Consider the following 16356-nt stretch of genomic DNA (forward strand, 5'->3'; position numbering starts at 1 on the left):
CCAGTCCTACAGGAGGCAATATGCCGATCTTCGAGTACGAGACCCACCTGCCCTTCTCCCGTGAAGACGTCTTCGACTGGTACGCCCGCCCCGGTGCGCTGGTGCGGCTGCACCCGCCCTTCGCCGGTCGAGTGATCGAGGAGCCCAGCAACGGCCTGCAGGACGGGTCCGAGTCGGTGCTCGGGATCAACATGCCCAGCCTGTTCGGCACCACGCTGGCCGGGCTGATGGATATGGCCGGCTCCGCCAGCTCGCTGCCGATGCGCGGCTACACCAAATGGCGCTCGCGGCACACCAATTTCAAGCCCGGACACGGCTTCTCCGATGAGATGATCTCCGGTCCTGCGAAGTCCTGGCGGCATGACCGCAGCTTCGAAGACGACGGCGCCGGCATGGTCCTGCGCGAAAAGGTCACCTACGAACTGCCCCTGATGGACAAGCTCCCGGTCCCGGCGAAGAAGCTGGTGGCGCGCCAGTTCGAGGCCGAGCTGAACCGGATCTTCGCCTACCGCGCACGGCAGAGCAGCGACGACCTCGCCTTCCACCAGTCCCACGGACGCCTGGCCTCCCAGCAGGGCCAAGACTCCCACCACGTACCCGAGGCCGCCCCGATCAAGGTGGTCGCGGTCAGCGGCGCCTCGGGGCTGATCGGGCGTCAGATCTGCGCCCTGCTCGGCGGTGCCGGGATCGAGGTCCGCCGGATGGTCCGCGGCGGGTCCGGCTCCTCGGCGGCCAAGGCCGGGGAGATCACCTGGGACCCGGAGGCGGGCACCCTGGATCCGGAGTCGCTGCGCGATGTGGACGCCGTTATCCACCTGGCGGGGCACCCGCTGGCCTCCCGCTTCACCGAGGAGCACAAGCAGAAGGTGCTGGACTCCCGGGTGGAGGGCACCTCGCTGATCGCGACCACCCTGGCGCACCTGGAGGAGGCGGACCAGCGCGGACGCGTGCTGATCAGCAGCTCCGCCATCGGCTACTACGGGGCGACGCCGGCGGATCGGGCGCTGCGCAGCGCCATCCTCACCGAGGACTCACCGGCCGGCACGGACTTCCTCGCCGAAGTCTGCAAGAAGTGGGAAGAGAGCACCGCACCGGCGAAGAAGGCCGGTGTGCGGGTCGGGATCGTGCGCACCGGAATCGTGCAGACCCCCGCCGGAGGTGCGCTGTCCCAGCTGCTCCCGCTCTACACCGTGGGTGCCGGCGGGCCGCTGGGAGACAAGGAGTGGCAGAGCTGGATCAGCATCGATGACATCGCCTCGCTCTTCGTGCACCTGGCGCTGAACCCGCATGCCGAAGGCCCGGTCAACGGGGTGGGCCCGGAGCCAGTCACCGCCAAGCAGTACTCCAAGACCCTGGCCGCGGTCATGCGACGCCCCTCGGCGATCCCGGTCCCGGCCTTCGGCCCGAAGCTGGTGCTCGGGGAGCAGGGTGCCAAGGAGATCGTCGGCGCGGATCAGCAGGTCACCTCGGTGAAGGCCCAGTCGCTGGGCTACGCGTTCCGCCACCACACCCTGCAGGAAGCCCTGGAGCACGTACTCGGCAGCTGAGACCGCAGCACGGCAGGGCCGTGCCGGAACAACCGCATGGCAGGCCGTGCGTGAGAAGGAGAACTTAGATGACAGAGCAGACGAAGATCCGCATGTTCGGCGCCGACTGGTGCCGGGACTGCCGGCGCACCAAGGCCCAGCTGGACGCGCTGGAGATCGACTATGACTACATCGATCTCGCGCAGGACGCCGCCGCCGCGCAGGTGGCCGAGGACATCTCAGGGCGCAAGCAGATTCCGGTGGTTCTCTACCCGGACGGCTCCCACCAGGTGGAGCCCTCCAATGCCGACGTCGAGGCGAAGCTGCGCGAGCTGGTGCTCGCGGACTGACGCCGCACCTGGCAGCTGATGAGCCCGACTCGGCAGTTGCTGAGCCGCCGAACGGCAGCCCAGCCGCGCCGTCGGACGCGGGACTGAGACTCTGCTGCTCTAGTTCATCAGCGCGATGTAGAAGTTCAGCGTGGAGGCGTAGAGCGTCCAGGCCAGGTACGGCAGCAGCAGGTAGGCGCCCAGCCGGGAGATCGGCCAGAACCGCCAGATGGTCAGCGCGATCGCCACGATCAGCACGGCGATCAGCACCATGGCGGCCCAGAGTGCGGCGGTGCCGAAGATCGGGTAACCGCCGAAGAACAGCGGGGACCAGATGCTGTTGAGCACCAGCTGGCCCACGAACAGCGCCAGGGCCGGGGTGGCGTTGACGCTGTGCCGGCGTCGCCAGAGCAGCCAGGCGCCCACGCCCATCAGCAGGTACAGCACGGTCCAGACTGGTCCGAACACCGCGTCCGGCGGGGTCCAGGCGGCCTTGTCGGCCTCGGCGTACCAGCCGTCGGTCTGATCCGAGGTGAGCATGCTGCCGAGGAATCCGACGGCCTGCGGGATGCCCACGAAGAGGATCAGCGCGATGAGCTGCTTCAGCGTGGAATCCGGGGTCTGATCAGGGTCGTACCCGGTGGTGGCGTGCGTGCGCTGAGTCATCTCGATGGTCCTTCCCGTACCCAAAAGTGTTGCCCCCGACCCTACACTTGGGCCTATGACCTCCACAGCCTCCGAGCAGCGCCAGGCCTTGGCCGCGGCCCTGCGCAGCGTGCCCGCCGACGCCCCGACGCTCTGCGAAGGATGGGCGGCTGAAGATCTGGCGCTGCACATCGTGGTCCGGGACTCCCGCCCGGACCTGATCGTCGGCCCCATGCTGCCGGTGGTCGGGGAACGCGCCCGTGCCGCGCTGAAGACGCTGCGCAGCACCGGGTACGAGTCGCTGGTGGATCGAGCGGAGGCCGGCCCTCCGGCGTATTTCCCGCAGAACCTTCCGGTGCTCGATGACCTGATGAACAACGCCGAGTTCTACATCCACACCGAGGATGTGCTGCGCGCACAGCCCGACTTCGATCCCAAGCACCCGCGCGGCATCCCCGAGAAGCTGCGCCGCCGGCTCTGGAAGCAGGGCAGCTCCGCGATGTTCGCGCTGGGCGCGCGCAAGGCGAAGCGCCGGATCACCTTCACCAGCCCCGGTTACGGGACGACGACGTGCGGCCCATCCTCCGCGGCGCCGCTGAGCGTCCAGGGTGCCCCCGAGGAGCTGCTGCTCTGGGCTTCCGGCCGTGAGGAGAAGGCCCAGGTCAGCATCAGCGAAAGCTGAGCGCCTGCCCACGGGGCCGCCTGCTGGGCCGGACACCGACCCCGCAGGCGAGCCCTCGGGCCCCCGCAGCTGAGCCCGCAGGCGCGGCTCAGAACGGGTAGGGCGCGATCTCCGAGCGCATGGTCAGCCACTGCGTCTCGGTGAAGGACTCGATGTTCGCGCTCGCACCGCCGACCCGTGAGCCGGTCCCGGAGTCACCGACTCCGCCGAAGGGCGCATTGGCCTCATCGCCCACGGTCTGTTCGTTGATGTGCACCTTTCCGGAGTTGACCTGATCCGCGACCTGCATCGCCAGCCCGACGTCGCCGAGCACGCCCACGGAGAGCCCGTACTGGCTGCTGTTGATGATCTCCACCGCCTCTTCGATGGTGGAGAAGGAGATCACCGGGGCGACCGGTCCGAAGATCTCCTCGGTCCAGGCCGGGTTGTCCGCGGTGATCCCTGCGATCACGGTGGGGGAGTAGAAGAGATCGGTGAACTCTCCGCCGGCCTCCACGGTGCCGCCCTGAGCGGCGGAATCTTGGACGATCGAGTGGATCCGGTCGCGCTGCTTGGCGTCGATGATCGGGCCGATCGCGATGCCGTCCTCGGCCGGGTTGCCGACGGGAAGGTGCTTCGCCTTCTGGCTCAGCTTCGCGATGTATTCGTCCTTCAGGGACTCGTGCACCAGGTGGCGCCCGGTGGTCATGCAGATCTGTCCCTGGTGCAGGAAGGAGCCGAATGCTCCGGCCGAGGCGGCCTTGTCCAGATCGGCGCCGGGCAGGATGACCAGGGCGTTGTTCCCGCCGAGCTCCAGGTGGGCGCGCTTGAGCAGCCGGCCGGCGGTCTCACCGACCAGGCGTCCGGCCGCGGTGGAACCGGTGAAGGAGATGATGCGCACCTCCTCGGCCTCGGTGAGTGCCTTGCCCACGTCCCCGCCGCCGGGCAGCAGGTGCAGCACGCCGGCGGGGAGCCCGGCCTCCTCGAAGATCCGGGTGATGGCCACGCCGCCGGAGACGGTGGTGCGCGGATCCGGCTTCAGCAGCACGGCATTGCCCAGAGCGAGAGCTGGGGCCACGGACCGGATGGAGAGGATCAGCGGGAAGTTGAACGGGGATATCACCGAGACGACGCCGGCCGGGCGGCGCCGGGCGAAGGACCAGCGCGGCTGTTCAGTGGCCAGCACCTCACCGGACGGCGCCGAGGGCAGTGCGGCGGCCTCGAAGCACTCGGCCGCTGCGACGTGGGTCTCCAAGGCGGCCTTGGTCGGCACGCCGCCGGTCTCCCGCACGATCCAGGTCTCGATCTCCTTGGCGTGTTCTTCGAAGAGGATTCCGGCGCGGCGCAGCACTGCGGCACGCTCGGAGTGCTTCATCGCGGCCCACTGCTTCTGGGCGGCGGCAGCGGCGGTGGCGGAATGCTCGACGTCGGCCACGGAGGCGCCGCCGGCGGTGCCGAGGCTCTCGCCTGTGGCGGGCTCGGTGATCGGGATCAGCTCGCCGCCGCCGGTCTGCCACTGTCCGGTGAAGATGTTGCTCTCCCAGCGGGAGTCGTCGAGGAGGGTGGTGGTGTCAAGAGCGGAGATGGTGGACATGGGTGTGACCTCTCAGGATGGTGAAGGCTGCACGGCACAATTGCCTATCTACATAGTGATCTGTGACACAGATTTACTCAAGTCTCGCGGACGAATATGTCGATGCGCGCGGTCGGGGCGGGCCCGAAGGATTCGGGTGGAGATGACGCAGATCAGGGCCGCCAAAACGAGCGCCACGAGACTGATGACCTGCGCCACCGGCCCCTTGGGCCATGACCGGCCCGTAAGCAAAGTTCCGAGAGTCTGGGACAACAGGGACCATAGGAGCACGAAGCCAAGGGTGAGCCCGATCGCTCGGGCCCACCGGCGGGAACCGCGATGGGTGGCTGCGCGCGTGGTCGAGGCAGCTGGAGTGGGAATGCGTGGCAACGGCCTGCCCTCCATCTGGCACGGCAAGCACTTGACTGGCCGCACATCGTAGTTAACTTGAGGCCCACCGAGACAGGTCTCTTAGGTGGAACGATAGCTCCTGGTCCCGATCTTTGGCTCTGGAGCCGACGTCGGCCGCTGGGTGGGCCCGAGCCCTGGTGCTCGACCGGGTGGATCCGGTTGCCCGGACCCCCCGGTGTTCTCGAGACTGGGCCTACTGACGAACCCAGTCCCCGCAGCGGCTGGTCTCGAAGGCCATGTCCGTCGGGGCGATGGTGACGTACGCGGATCCGCTGACGTTGTCGTTGGCCAGGATGTCGCCCAATGTGCCCGAGAAACCGGAGAGCCGCGCCCAGTAGCATCTGTCTCCTTCTGATCTGTAGGTTCCAGGCTGGATGTCCTCACCGACCATGTACACGCCCGAGCCTGGAATGGTGTTCTCCTCGATCTCGGTCTCCGAGGTGCTGATGCTTTCCTCGCGCTGATCAAGTTCCTCCTCCCGGGTGTCGAGATCGGAGGTGCGCTGCGCGAGCTCTTCACCGAGCTCATCGTTCTCTTCCTCGGCTGCGGTGATGGCCTCGCGGCGCCCCTCGAGATCCGCCGGTTCGACTTCTACCTCCACCTCGACTTCCTCCGTGATCGTCTCGGTGACGACCTCCGGTTCTTCCTCTCCGCTGCTGCCGATCCCAACCCCAGCGAGCAGCGCTACGATGATCCCAGCGATCCAAGGCCAGCGCCGTCGCTTCTTGGCTGGTGCTTCCGCGCCAGCCGCGGCGGGCGGGTAAGGCTGATACTGATCGTGGGCATACTGCGTATTCGGATACTGGTCTGCGGGGTGCTGATCCTGGTGCGAGTGATTCATGGTGTCCCTCTATCTCGAGTGATTCCCTGGTCTATCCAGAATCTGACACGTCGAGAACGAATCTTCGGTGTCAGTGGAAATCACCCTAGATGTGACCACGGACATGAATCTCGGTCACAAGGAAACCAGCTACCCCAGCTCATCCTCCGTATACCGCCGCTGGGACTCGCGCTGGCCATGGGTGATCCGGCGGATGTCCATGCTCGAATCGAAGGTGGAGCCCACGGCTCCGGCCACGACCCCCATCGCGGCGCTGAGCCAGGCGATGTCCAGGTAGTTGAAGAAGCTGATCTCGCTGCCGATGAGATCTGCCAGGAAGTCTGGATCAATGACCACGAGCGCGCCGATGAGAATGGTCACTACCAACGCCACGTAGAGCATCGACACCGCGATCAGCAGAGTCAGCACGGTCGACCCGTTGTAGAGCCAGAAGACCCGTGCCAGATCCTTGTTCGTGGGTCTGTCCCAGAGTCGATTGGTGAAGATCAGCCAGGCCACCATGCTCAGAATCACCGCAGCCCCGATGGAGAGCAGACGCGCCGTGCTCAAGGCGTCCGCCATCTCCCAGATCGAGTAGTAGAAGATGCCGAAAGCACCTACCGCGGCTGCGCCGGCGAGAGCACCGGAGAGCTTCGGGGCGGTCCGGAAGGGGTCGTTGGCGACGGTCATGCCCAAGAGCGTGCGCACTTCGCCGGTGCCAGGATGGGCGAACAGGCGGTGCCGTTCGCTGGGCTCGACCGGCTGCCAACGGGTCCATCGCTGTCGGTACTCCTTCTGCAGCGGCCCGTGGGAATCCGGCAGCAGCCGCAGGAGGCAGTCCATGAAGATCTCACGGATCCGTCGCTTGGTCGAGAGCACTCCCAGCGTCGGGTAGGAGACGACCGCGGTCCGACTCTTGGCGAGGATCTCCGCCACCAGGGGTCGTCCTTCGACGTGTCGGGGGACCTCGGTGAGCATCAGGACGGCGTCGGCATCGAGGTGATCTGCGTCGAGCTCTCTCAGAGCCTCGATGTCCAGGCTCCCCTCCGGGGTGATCCGCAGACTTCGGATCTCGATCTCCACTGTGACCTCGTCGACGAAGATGTCGCGCGCCTCGGCCAGGAACGCCTCCTCGATCTTCTTGATACGACGCGCGGCCACGCCGGGATCCGCGGCCAGCATCACTCGGATGGGGGTGTCGGAGGATGACATGGCTGGTGCTCCTTCTCTATCCCGTGCAGACCCAGGCCCCTATCGAGCAGGGATCCATACGAGGCGTCGATCCGAGAGTAACGCTCCCGATGCCCAGCAGAACGTCGTTGTCCTCAACGCTGGTCTGTGATGGACTCGGGGAAGACAGTTCCGACCAGCAGAATGGAGGCTGACATGACCCGAATCGTCGTGCTGGCCACCGGGGGAACCATCTCTTCCCGTCCGAGCTCCGAGGGCGGCTCCCGCGCCAAGGACAGCGCCGCCGACCTGATCAGAGGTCTGGAGCTCCATGGACTCGACGATTTTGGTGTCGATGCCGACGGAGCCGGCATCGAGCTGGAGTCCGAGGACATCGCCGTGCAGAACTCCTTCAACTTCAGCTTCGCCGACCTCTCCCGGATCGCCCATGCGGTCGCTCGGATCCTGCGCCGGGAAGACGTCGACGGCGTCGTCGTCACCCATGGCACCGACACCATGGAGGAGACTCTCGCCCTGCTCGGGTTCACCCACGATGATCCTCGGCCGGTGGTGCTCACCGGAGCCCAGCGCAGCCCAGATCAATTCGACAGTGACGGTCCCCGCAATCTGCATGATGCCGTCAGCACCGCTGCCTCCCCGGCGTCAAGAGGTCAAGGCACGCTGCTGGTCTTCGGCGGCGAGATCCACAGCGCACTTGGACTGCGCAAGAACCACACAGTGGCCCCTCAGCCCTTCGGCCACCGCAGCACCGGCACACTGGGCGCCGTCCTCGAGTCTGGCCCCCGCTACTTCGCGCAGGCTCTGACCCCGGACCCGCTCCCGCTGCCCAGCGCCGAGTTCGAGGAGCAGCGCGTGGACATGGTGCTGGGCTACCCCGGGGCCGACGCCGCGTTGATGCACGCCGCACTGGAGACCGGTGCCAACGGCGTCATCCTCCTGGGGGCAGGGGCAGGAAACCCCGGTGTCCCGCTGACCGAGGCCATCGCGCAGGCCACCGCCCAGGGAGTTTTAGTGGGTCTGGGGACCCGCACCGGGGCGGGGCCGGTCGCGGTGATCTACGGCGGCGGGGGAGCGGTGGACGCGGTCGCCGCCGGAGCCGTGCCGCTGGAAGACCTGCCCGCCACCCAGGCCAGAATCTTGATGGCGCTGCTGCTGAGCACCCACTCCTACAGCCAGGCCAAACAGAAGCTGCAGGCTCGGCTGAACGCGCAGAACTAGAACGCCAGACGCACCGCACAACACGAGAGAAGAGGTACCGAGCATGGCCAAAGAGATCTACGTAGCACTGGGCATCGACGTCGACGCGGTCGGCGGCTGGCTCGGCTCCTACGGCGGCGAGGACTCCCCGGGCGACATCTCCCGCGGCATGTTCGCCGGTGAGGTCGGAGTTCCACGGCTGAACAAGCTGCTGGCCAAGTACGACCTGCCCTCGACCTGGTTCTGGCCCGGGCACTCCATCGAGACCTTCCCCGAGCAGTTCGACCAGGTCGTCTCCGCCGGACACGAGATCGGGGTCCACGGCTACAGCCACGAGAACCCGCTCGCGATGACCCGGGAGCAGGAGACCGAAATCCTGACTTACTGCATCGACCTGATCGAGAAGCGGGCCGGCCGCCGTCCCACCGGCTACGTGGCCCCCTGGTGGGAGTTCTCCACCGTCACCAACGAGCTGCTGCTGGAACAGGGCATCAAGTATGACCACTCGCTGATGCACCGGGACTTCGAGCCCTACTACGTGCGGGTCGGGGACAAATGGGAGCAGTCGAAGATCGACTATGACCAGCCCGCCAGCTCCTGGATGAAGCCGCTGATCCGCGGCGAGGAGACCGACCTGGTGGAGATCCCGGCCTCCTGGTATCTCGATGACCTGCCCCCGATGATGTTCATCAAATCCAGCCCCAACAGCCACGGGTTCGTGAACCCGCGCCAGCTCGAAGAGATCTGGCGGGACCAGTTCGACTGGGTCTACCGCGAGAACGACTACGCGGTCTTCACCATCACCATCCACCCCGACGTCTCCGGACGCCCTCAGGTGCTGTTGATGCTGGAGCGGCTGATCGAACACATCAACTCCCATGAGGGCGTGAAGTGGGCGCAGTTCAACGACATCGCCGATGACTTCCTCCGCCGCTCACCGCGCAAGGGCGCCTGACATACTGGCCCTGCCACCCCTGCCCCGCCGCCATCTGCCATAAGGAGACACCGTGTCCAAGAATGAGAAGAACCCCCACCGGCTCGATGTCCCCCTGGACGGGGTCCGCGGACCCAAGGGCGCGAAGAAGACCCCCTTCGACGGAGACCCCCGGTCGCTGTGGCGGGTGAACCAGTACCCCTCCCCGTTCACCCTCGACGACGTTCCGACTCGGAAGAAGATCGGGTTCAAGGGCAAGAAGGACGACGGCGAAGACGCGCTCGCCGAACGCGGCGAGATGCTCGCGGACCTGCAGGAGCTGATGTGGGCTCACGTGGTCTCCGCCTCCGAGACCGATCAGCGCGAGGTGGCCAAGGCCATCGCCACCCGGGTTCCGCGCCGTACCCCGCAGGAGAAGGCCCGCCGCGAGGAGCTGTTCTCTCCGGCGGTGGAAGAAGCGCTGAGCAAGCTGGCCCGCGGACCCCGGGTGCTGCTGGTGCTCCAGGGCATGGACGCCGCCGGCAAGGGCGGAGTGGTCAAGCAGGTGGTCACCTCCATGGACCCGATGGGGGTTGAGGTGGCCGGATTCGGCAAACCCACCCCGGCGGAGCAGCGCGAGCACTACCTGGAGCGGGTCATCCGGCGCCTGCCGCGGCCAGGTCACGTGGGCGTCTTCGACCGCTCCCACTACGAGGACGTCCTGGTTCCCAGCATCACCGGCACTGAAAGCCCGGAGGAGGTCGATCGTCGCATCGAGGCGCTGATCCTCTTCGAACGCGAACTGGTCCGGCTGGGCTTCGTCATCATCAAGGTCAAGCTGCTGATCTCCCAGGAGGAACAGCTGGACCGGCTGGTCTCCCGGCTGGACCGGGAAGAGAAGCACTGGAAGTACGACCCCTCCGACGCCGACGCGCGGGCCGAGTTCGACACCTACCAGGAGCTCTACTCGCGGGTCATGGAAGCCACCGACGCCGACCACGCCCCCTGGCATGCGATCGGCGCAGACCGCAAGTGGTACTCCCGGCTCGCAGTCCAGGAGCTGCTCATCGCCGCGTTCTCGGACCTGAAGCTGCGCTGGCCCGCAGCGGATTATGACGTGGAGGCCGAGCGCGAGCGGCTGCTGAAGTCCTGAGGCCCCACTGACCGGGCGGCACCTAGGGGAGGGGCCGCCCGGCGTCCGGGTTCTGGTGGTGGGCCTCGAGCGGGTACTCCCACTTGTGGCTTCGCCTGTCGAGGCGCGTGGGCAACAACATCAGGATCAGAACGGTCAGGGGGCCGAACACGGGGACCAGGACCACGAAGTACAACGGTCCGGGGAATCCGGCATCGTGCAGTCTGCGCCAGCTCAGGGCGAGCATCGGGAGAAACGTGACGAGACCCCAGACGAAGGTCGCCAGCGAGCTGGCCAGGACCAGTCCCTCGACGTTCCCGGTGCCCTGAGTCAGGTCGAAGTATCCAAGAGCAGGGTCATAGGTACGCAGGTAGGGGATCGAGATCAGCCCGCCCACGACGGTCATGAAGAGCTGAACCCACCAGTATTCGCTGCGCGAGGCGTACCCCTTGAAATGGGCGTACTTCCCGAAAAAGCGCCGCACGGCTTGGCCCAGCGTGGCGCCGTAGAGCGGCTCATTCAACGAGGGACCCGGGGCTGCGGGGGCCTTGGAGGGGTTGTTGTCGTGGATGTTCAGCTCCGGTGTCGATAGTCGGATCGTACATGTTCGACCTTAGGTCGAAGAGTGGTGATATAGGAAGAGCCCGTCGGGCGCTAGCAGGATGCGAACGCCGAGGTAGCGTATATGTATGTCGTCTCCAGAGACCAAAGCCGCAGTCAGGAATTTCGTTGCTGAGCGCGAATGGGGGCAGTTCCACAGCCCTGGAAACCTCATCAAAAGCATTGCCATAGAGTCCGGCGAACTTTTGGAGTGCATGCAGTGGAGTGAAGACATTGATCCAGCGCGCGTCCGTTCGGAGTTGGCTGACGTCCTGACCTACGCCTATCTCTTGGCCGATCGCATGGGCTGGGACCCTGACGAAGTCGTCCTAGCTAAGCTTCACGAGACCAGCGCCAAGTACCCGGTAGAGAAGGCGAGGGGGAAGAGCACCAAGTATGACCAGCTTTGAGATCCGGTCCTACCCCTTCGTCAAGAATGCGGTCTCGATTCTTTCTGACGGCGACGAGCGATACGGGAACTGGCCAGCTGTTTACACGCTACGCAACGACCGCTCGATCTATGTCGGTGAGTCACGGAACGTTGCCTCCAGGATTCACCAGCACCTCGCGTCGGGGACGAAAGACGCGATGCAACACGTTCAGATCATCCTGGATGACACTTTCAACAAGTCTGCTGCACTCGACCTCGAAGCTTTTCTCATCGAGTATCTGGGCGGTGACAACCGCTACGCGTTACTCAATCGGAACAAGGGCATAGTCGACGGGGACTACTTCGATCGGGCCAAATATCGAGAAACCTTCCGGGAGATCTTCGAGGATCTCCGAAGTAAAGGAATCTTCGAGCGATCCCTGCCAGAGATCCAGAACGACGACCTCTTCAAGCTATCCCCCTTCAAGGCGCTCACTCCGGAACAAGCTGTAGCTGTTGAGGACATTCTTCGAGATTTCTTTGGTCGGGATCCGGGCGAGGGCACGAATGTTCCCATCTTCGTGCAGGGAGATCCAGGTACTGGCAAGACCGTCGTTGCCATCTACCTGATGAAGCTGTTGGCCGATCTGGGAACTGCAGAAGACGCAGAGCTAGACACGACCATTTACGATTCGGATTCACGATTCTCGGAGTTTTTCACAGCCGAGAATCGGGAACGCTTGAGTGCACTCTCGATCGGGTTCGTCGTTCCGCAACAGTCCCTGCGGGCCTCCGTCGCAGAGGTTTTCAAGCGCACCCCATACCTCGAGCGCTCCATGGTGCTCGATCCTTTCGCGGTAGGGGAGTCTGAAGAGCACTTTGATGTTTTGGTCGTCGACGAAGCGCATCGGTTGAACCAGCGCGCCAACCAGCCTTCGGCAAACCAGAACTCGCGCTTCACCGAGATCAACCAGAGGTTATTCGGCAGCGACGAGAGCCACTACACGCAGTTGGACTGGATCAAGGAGAAGAGCGACCACCAGATCCTGTTTCTCGATCGCGCGCAAAGCGTGCGACCCGCTGATATCCCTCGCTCAACCTGGGAATCCCTGCTGAGCACTGCGAAGAAGGCGGACAGGCACCACGAGCTGCACTCACAGATGCGAGTCCAGGCTGGGCGGGGCTACATCGACTACGTCCGCGCCATACTGCGGTCTGAGGCTCCGGCTAGTCGCGCGTTCGCTGACTACGAGGTCGACATGTTCGAGGACTTCAAATCGATGCACGATCGGGTTCTTGAGCGGGAAGCCGAACACGGACTTGCTCGGCTCGTCGCGGGCTATGCCTGGGAGTGGAGAAGCAAGAAGGACCGGAGCCTTCCCGACATCGTGCTCGATGGCCACGGACTTCAGTGGAATCGGACCACCAAGGACTGGATCAATTCAAGAACGTCGCTCGATGAAGTGGGGTCGATCCACACGGTTCAGGGATACGACCTGAACTATGCGGGAGTCATCATCGGCTCCGACCTGAGGTTCGATACCGAGCAACAACGGATCGTCTTCGATCGGTCCAACTACTTCGACAAGAAGGGAAAAGAGAACAACCCCCGACTTGGCCTCGAGTTCAACGACGACGACTTGCTCGAGTACGTTATTAACATCTACGGGGTATTGCTCACCCGAGGAATCAAGGGAACGTACGTGTACGTCTGTGATCCTGACCTTCGTGAGTATCTCGCCCCCTACTTCACCCAAGTCAGGCGCAGGCACTCTAGGCCCGATCTTGGGAAAGCCCCTAGCAAGGCAATCGGTCCATCCGCGTCGGACGCCCCAGGCGTGGAGGCTCGGCAACGGCAAGAGGTTCGGGAATGAGGAGGGGCGAGGAACCGAAGTTCCCCGCCCCTCCTCGCTCCGAGAATGATTAGAGTTCCACGCGTCCCTGGTCACCCATGTTCGGGGTCTCTGAGGAGAGTGAGGCCTTCGCCATCTTCACGAGCGCGGCTGCCTTGCCCGGGCCCTCCCAGTACTGGGCGGTCTCCGGGGTCACCTCGATCAGCACGGCGTTGGGATCCTCGGGGCCGCCCTCGAAGTAAGCCTTCGGCCCCAGATCCCACAGCTCCTTCTTGCGCTTGAGATCATCAATCACCTGGGCGCTGCCGGCGATGGAGACCCAGGTGTGGGCATCTACGAAGCCGAGGTTGACCTCGCCCTCGCCGATGATGTCCTCGATCTTGTCCGAGTTCAGCGGGGTGAAGAACCAGAACTTGTGCTGGTCATCGATCTCGGTGACGCCCATCGGGCGGGAGACGATCCGGTGGTTCTGGTCCACGGTGGTGAACATGCAGGTACCGATGCTGTTCAGCTTCTTGACGAGGTCGTTTGCAGTCATGTCAGTCATATCGATCTCCTGGGTTGGGTATGTGCGACTTCATTCGCAGTCTACGGATCAGAGGTCTCGAGTACAGCGCGTCCGCGCTGAGCAAAGTTCAGGGTCCGTTGCTAGTCCGGACTCCGCGCCAGGTCGGGTGCCGCAGACGGTTGTCCCTGGTCACCCCGGAATGCCGCACTTCGGCGGTCAGCTTCGGTGTCACCCAGGTGGCATCTGAGGAGTCCTCGGCCGGTACGTCATCCACCGGGGCGGTCTTGCGCACCAGCTTCTCCAGCTGCGCGCGGAGATCAATGAGTTCCACGTCGCTGAAGCCGGTGCCGACCCGCCCGGCGTAGTGGAGGTCGCCGTCGTCGTCGGTCATGCCTAAGAGCAGGGAGCCGAAGGTCTTGGCTCGGCCACCCTTGCCCTGGCGCCAGCCGATGATCACCACCTCGGCGTGGCTCTCGTGCTTGAGCTTCACCCAATCCTCAGAGCGTCGCCCGGCGTGGTAAGGACTGTCGGCGCGCTTGGCCAAGACTCCCTCGATCTTGAGCTCCAGGCTGACCTCCATGGCCTTGTCCAAGGAATCGCCGAGGTTGCCCGGGACCTGCACATGCTTCCCGCTCTCAGCGAGCTGTTCAAGGATCTCCCGGCGGCGTACATAGGGCTCGCCCGTGAGGTCGCCGTGCTCGGCGGTGTGCAGCATGTCGAAGAGCATCAGGTGCACCGGGATCTTCTTCGCGGTCTCCTCGATCTCCTTGGCCTTGGTCAGCTTGCCGCGGCGCTGCAGGAGACCGAAGTCCGGGCGGCTGCCGGAGTTCAGGGCGACGATCTCACCGTCCACCACGGTGCCTGGCGGGACAAGGTCTGCGATCTCAGAAAGTTCGGGGAAGGTCTGGGTGAAGTCCTTGCCGTTGCGGCTGCGGATCTCCACCCGGCCATCGGGGTGCACCGCGGCGATGGTGCGGTAGCCGTCCCACTTGCCTTCCAGCACCCACCCCTTACCGCGGATATCGGTGGGCTTACCGGGGGAGGCGAGCATGGGGGAAGGCAGCGGCTCAGGGAACTCGGCGTCCTCGTCGGTCTCGCCGCGCTTGCCTGAGCGCTTCGTGGACTTCTTCGGCGTAGACGAGGTCCTCGATGTCTTCTCAGCCTTTGGCTGGTCCTTGGTCATCCGGATCAGCCAGTTCCTGCCGGCCTCATCGGTCTGCACCAGCGCGTAGCGGCGCGGCACCCCGCCCAGGCCGCCGTCGGGTGCCCCGTGCAGGACGAAGACCACCTTGCCGGAGCCCTCGGCCTGCTCCCACTTCTCGATCTCCACGGTGCCGGAGTCCCAGATGGTCACCTCGCCGCCGCCGTATTCGTTCTTGGGGATGGTGCCCTCGAACTCGGCGTACTCGATGGGGTGGTCCTCGGTCATCACCGCCAGTCGCTGCTGCCCGACCTCCAATGGAGGCCCCTTGGGCACCGCCCAGGAGACCAGCACCCCATTGCGCTCCAACCGGGTGTCATAGTGCAGCGCGGTGGCGTGGTGTTCCTGGACCACGAAGATCGGGTCTTCGCACCGGGAGGCAGGGGAGTCAGAGGGGACCGGCTCAGGGGTTTTCGCGGCGTCGCGCATCGACCGGTAGGTCGACAGCGCATCCTGCGTCTCCGGCAGGGCGTCCGCGGCGTCGTCGTCGGCGGTGAAGTCAGCCAACGGTTCCGGGCCCTCAGCGATGCGGTCCATGACCTGGTGCATGTCCAGCTGGGCGAGGTCCGGATCTTCAAGCTCCTCCCAGGTCCGCGGGGCGGCAGCATAGGGACCCTCAGCTGATCCGGGGCGGCCGCGCAGCGAGTAGGGGGCGATGGTGGTCTTGTTGCGGTTGTTCTGCGACCAGTCGATGAGCACCTTGCCCTGGCGCAGGGACTTCTTCATATCGCTGACCACCGCCTCTGGGTGATCGGCCTCCAGCGCCTTGGCCAGCTCATGGGCCACCTGGGAGACCTGCTCCGAGGTGTAGCCGCCGTTGAGCGCGGCGTAGAGGTGGATGCCCTTGGACCCGGAGGTGACCGGGACCGAGGGCAGGTTCATCTCATCGAGGATCTCGCGGCACCAGCGGGCCACCTGCGCGCAGTCGGCGAGGTCCGCGCCGGGGCCAGGGTCCAGGTCAAGGACGAGCCGGTCCGGGTTCTGCGGCTCGCCCTTGGCGTTGAAGCGCCACTGCGGGACGTGAATCTCCAGGGCGCCGACCTGTCCGAACCAGGCCAGCACGGCGGGTTCGTTGGCCAGCGGGTAGGTGTTGCTGTGATCGGAGTGCTCCAGCTCCTGGCGCGGCACCCAGGCCGGTGCGGAGTCTTCGAGGTTCTTCCGGAAGAACGGCTCGTTGGGCTTCTCGGCACTGCCGACGCCGTCGGGCCAGCGTTTTCGGGTGGCGGGCCGATTCCTGACATGCGGGATCATCGCGTCGGCGACGGTCTGGAAGTAGTGGACGACCTCACCCTTGGTGGTCCCCGAGGCGGGGAAGAGGATCTTGTCGAGGTTGGAAAGCCGAAGCTTGTGACCGCCGACGGTGACGGTCTGCTGTCGGTTGCTTGCCATGGGTCAACCCTGGTGGGGGAGGCTGGGCGTTGGCTGG

Annotated in this window: 15 protein-coding genes; 8 read left to right on the top strand and 7 right to left on the bottom strand. The window is 65.2% G+C overall.

Annotated elements, in window-relative coordinates; genetic code table 11:
* The first annotated feature begins 20 nt into the window (after nt 1–20).
* Together HNR11_RS08540 and HNR11_RS08545 are read left to right on the top strand one after the other, a co-directional pair.
* Nucleotides 21–1547 carry a TIGR01777 family oxidoreductase gene (locus tag HNR11_RS08540; RefSeq protein ID WP_179441936.1) on the top strand — a complete coding sequence of 509 codons (1527 nt, stop codon included), beginning with the start codon at nt 21–23 and terminating at the stop codon, nt 1545–1547.
* A gap of 68 nt (nt 1548–1615) precedes the next feature.
* Entirely contained in the window at nt 1616–1876 is a 261-nt protein-coding gene (locus tag HNR11_RS08545) for a glutaredoxin domain-containing protein (RefSeq protein ID WP_179441937.1), read from the top strand.
* Between the two features lie 99 nt (nt 1877–1975).
* On the opposite strand, the gene HNR11_RS08550 is transcribed toward HNR11_RS08545, so the two are convergent.
* On the bottom strand, nt 1976–2521 hold the full coding sequence (locus HNR11_RS08550) for a TspO/MBR family protein (RefSeq protein ID WP_179441938.1): 546 nt from the start codon (nt 2519–2521) through the stop codon (nt 1976–1978).
* 55 nt (nt 2522–2576) lie between these two features.
* Between HNR11_RS08550 and HNR11_RS08555 the strand changes: the two genes are divergently transcribed.
* Nucleotides 2577–3182: a TIGR03085 family metal-binding protein gene (locus HNR11_RS08555; RefSeq protein ID WP_179441939.1), complete on the top strand. Its 606-nt coding sequence runs from the start codon at nt 2577–2579 to the stop codon at nt 3180–3182.
* Between the two features lie 88 nt (nt 3183–3270).
* Here HNR11_RS08555 and HNR11_RS08560 read toward each other — a convergent pair whose 3' ends face one another.
* The 3 genes from HNR11_RS08560 to HNR11_RS08570 all read right to left on the bottom strand — a co-directional run bounded on the left by HNR11_RS08560 (nt 3271) and on the right by HNR11_RS08570 (nt 7177).
* A complete protein-coding gene (locus HNR11_RS08560; RefSeq protein ID WP_179441940.1) occupies nt 3271–4755 on the bottom strand; it encodes a benzaldehyde dehydrogenase in 1485 nt (494 codons plus the stop codon).
* Between the two features lie 583 nt (nt 4756–5338).
* Nucleotides 5339–5986, bottom strand: coding sequence for an Rv1352/Rv1906c domain-containing protein (locus tag HNR11_RS08565; protein ID WP_179441941.1), 648 nt, complete (start codon nt 5984–5986; stop codon nt 5339–5341).
* 129 nt (nt 5987–6115) lie between these two features.
* Nucleotides 6116–7177: a hypothetical protein gene (locus HNR11_RS08570; RefSeq protein WP_179441942.1), complete on the bottom strand. Its 1062-nt coding sequence runs from the start codon at nt 7175–7177 to the stop codon at nt 6116–6118.
* 174 nt (nt 7178–7351) lie between these two features.
* On the opposite strand from HNR11_RS08570, the gene HNR11_RS08575 reads away from it, so the two are divergent.
* The 3 genes from HNR11_RS08575 to HNR11_RS14055 are packed head-to-tail and all read left to right on the top strand — an operon-like array spanning nt 7352 to nt 10419.
* Nucleotides 7352–8374, top strand: coding sequence for an asparaginase (locus HNR11_RS08575; RefSeq protein ID WP_179441943.1), 1023 nt, complete (start codon nt 7352–7354; stop codon nt 8372–8374).
* A gap of 43 nt (nt 8375–8417) precedes the next feature.
* Nucleotides 8418–9308: a polysaccharide deacetylase family protein gene (locus tag HNR11_RS08580; protein ID WP_179441944.1), complete on the top strand. Its 891-nt coding sequence runs from the start codon at nt 8418–8420 to the stop codon at nt 9306–9308.
* Nucleotides 9309–9360: 52 nt separating this feature from the next.
* Nucleotides 9361–10419 (top strand): polyphosphate kinase 2 family protein, encoded by a 1059-nt coding sequence (locus tag HNR11_RS14055; RefSeq protein ID WP_179441945.1) that lies wholly within the window; start codon nt 9361–9363, stop codon nt 10417–10419.
* 22 nt (nt 10420–10441) lie between these two features.
* Here HNR11_RS14055 and HNR11_RS08590 read toward each other — a convergent pair whose 3' ends face one another.
* Nucleotides 10442–10921, bottom strand: coding sequence for a DUF805 domain-containing protein (locus HNR11_RS08590; protein WP_179441946.1), 480 nt, complete (start codon nt 10919–10921; stop codon nt 10442–10444).
* Between the two features lie 166 nt (nt 10922–11087).
* On the opposite strand from HNR11_RS08590, the gene HNR11_RS08595 reads away from it, so the two are divergent.
* Nucleotides 11088–11408, top strand: a complete 321-nt coding sequence (locus HNR11_RS08595) for a nucleotide pyrophosphohydrolase (RefSeq protein ID WP_179441947.1) — start codon at nt 11088–11090, stop codon at nt 11406–11408.
* Nucleotides 11395–13242: a DUF2075 domain-containing protein gene (locus HNR11_RS08600; protein WP_179441948.1), complete on the top strand. Its 1848-nt coding sequence runs from the start codon at nt 11395–11397 to the stop codon at nt 13240–13242. The genes HNR11_RS08595 and HNR11_RS08600 overlap by 14 nt, the downstream gene beginning before the upstream one ends.
* Before the next feature lie 49 nt (nt 13243–13291).
* Here HNR11_RS08600 and HNR11_RS08605 read toward each other — a convergent pair whose 3' ends face one another.
* Nucleotides 13292–13768, bottom strand: coding sequence for a pyridoxamine 5'-phosphate oxidase family protein (locus HNR11_RS08605; protein WP_179441949.1), 477 nt, complete (start codon nt 13766–13768; stop codon nt 13292–13294).
* A gap of 88 nt (nt 13769–13856) precedes the next feature.
* A complete protein-coding gene (locus HNR11_RS08610; RefSeq protein WP_179441950.1) occupies nt 13857–16319 on the bottom strand; it encodes an ATP-dependent DNA ligase in 2463 nt (820 codons plus the stop codon).
* Nucleotides 16320–16356: the final 37 nt, after the last annotated feature.

The sequence above is a fragment of the Nesterenkonia sandarakina genome, assembly GCF_013410215.1.
Taxonomy (GTDB): domain Bacteria; phylum Actinomycetota; class Actinomycetes; order Actinomycetales; family Micrococcaceae; genus Nesterenkonia; species Nesterenkonia sandarakina.

What these genes read in the sequence shown, in the direction of transcription:
- HNR11_RS08565 (WP_179441941.1), bottom strand. Translation starts at nt 5,986, where the DNA reads ATGAATCACTCGCACCAGGATCAGCACCCCGCAGACCAGTATCCGAAT.
- HNR11_RS08560 (WP_179441940.1), bottom strand. Translation starts at nt 4,755, where the DNA reads ATGTCCACCATCTCCGCTCTTGACACCACCACCCTCCTCGACGACTCC.
- HNR11_RS08540 (WP_179441936.1), top strand. Translation starts at nt 21, where the DNA reads ATGCCGATCTTCGAGTACGAGACCCACCTGCCCTTCTCCCGTGAAGAC.
- HNR11_RS08605 (WP_179441949.1), bottom strand. Translation starts at nt 13,768, where the DNA reads ATGACTGACATGACTGCAAACGACCTCGTCAAGAAGCTGAACAGCATC.
- HNR11_RS08570 (WP_179441942.1), bottom strand. Translation starts at nt 7,177, where the DNA reads ATGTCATCCTCCGACACCCCCATCCGAGTGATGCTGGCCGCGGATCCC.
- HNR11_RS08600 (WP_179441948.1), top strand. Translation starts at nt 11,395, where the DNA reads ATGACCAGCTTTGAGATCCGGTCCTACCCCTTCGTCAAGAATGCGGTC.
- HNR11_RS08580 (WP_179441944.1), top strand. Translation starts at nt 8,418, where the DNA reads ATGGCCAAAGAGATCTACGTAGCACTGGGCATCGACGTCGACGCGGTC.
- HNR11_RS08575 (WP_179441943.1), top strand. Translation starts at nt 7,352, where the DNA reads ATGACCCGAATCGTCGTGCTGGCCACCGGGGGAACCATCTCTTCCCGT.
- HNR11_RS08595 (WP_179441947.1), top strand. Translation starts at nt 11,088, where the DNA reads ATGTCGTCTCCAGAGACCAAAGCCGCAGTCAGGAATTTCGTTGCTGAG.
- HNR11_RS08610 (WP_179441950.1), bottom strand. Translation starts at nt 16,319, where the DNA reads ATGGCAAGCAACCGACAGCAGACCGTCACCGTCGGCGGTCACAAGCTT.
- HNR11_RS08545 (WP_179441937.1), top strand. Translation starts at nt 1,616, where the DNA reads ATGACAGAGCAGACGAAGATCCGCATGTTCGGCGCCGACTGGTGCCGG.
- HNR11_RS08555 (WP_179441939.1), top strand. Translation starts at nt 2,577, where the DNA reads ATGACCTCCACAGCCTCCGAGCAGCGCCAGGCCTTGGCCGCGGCCCTG.
- HNR11_RS08550 (WP_179441938.1), bottom strand. Translation starts at nt 2,521, where the DNA reads ATGACTCAGCGCACGCACGCCACCACCGGGTACGACCCTGATCAGACC.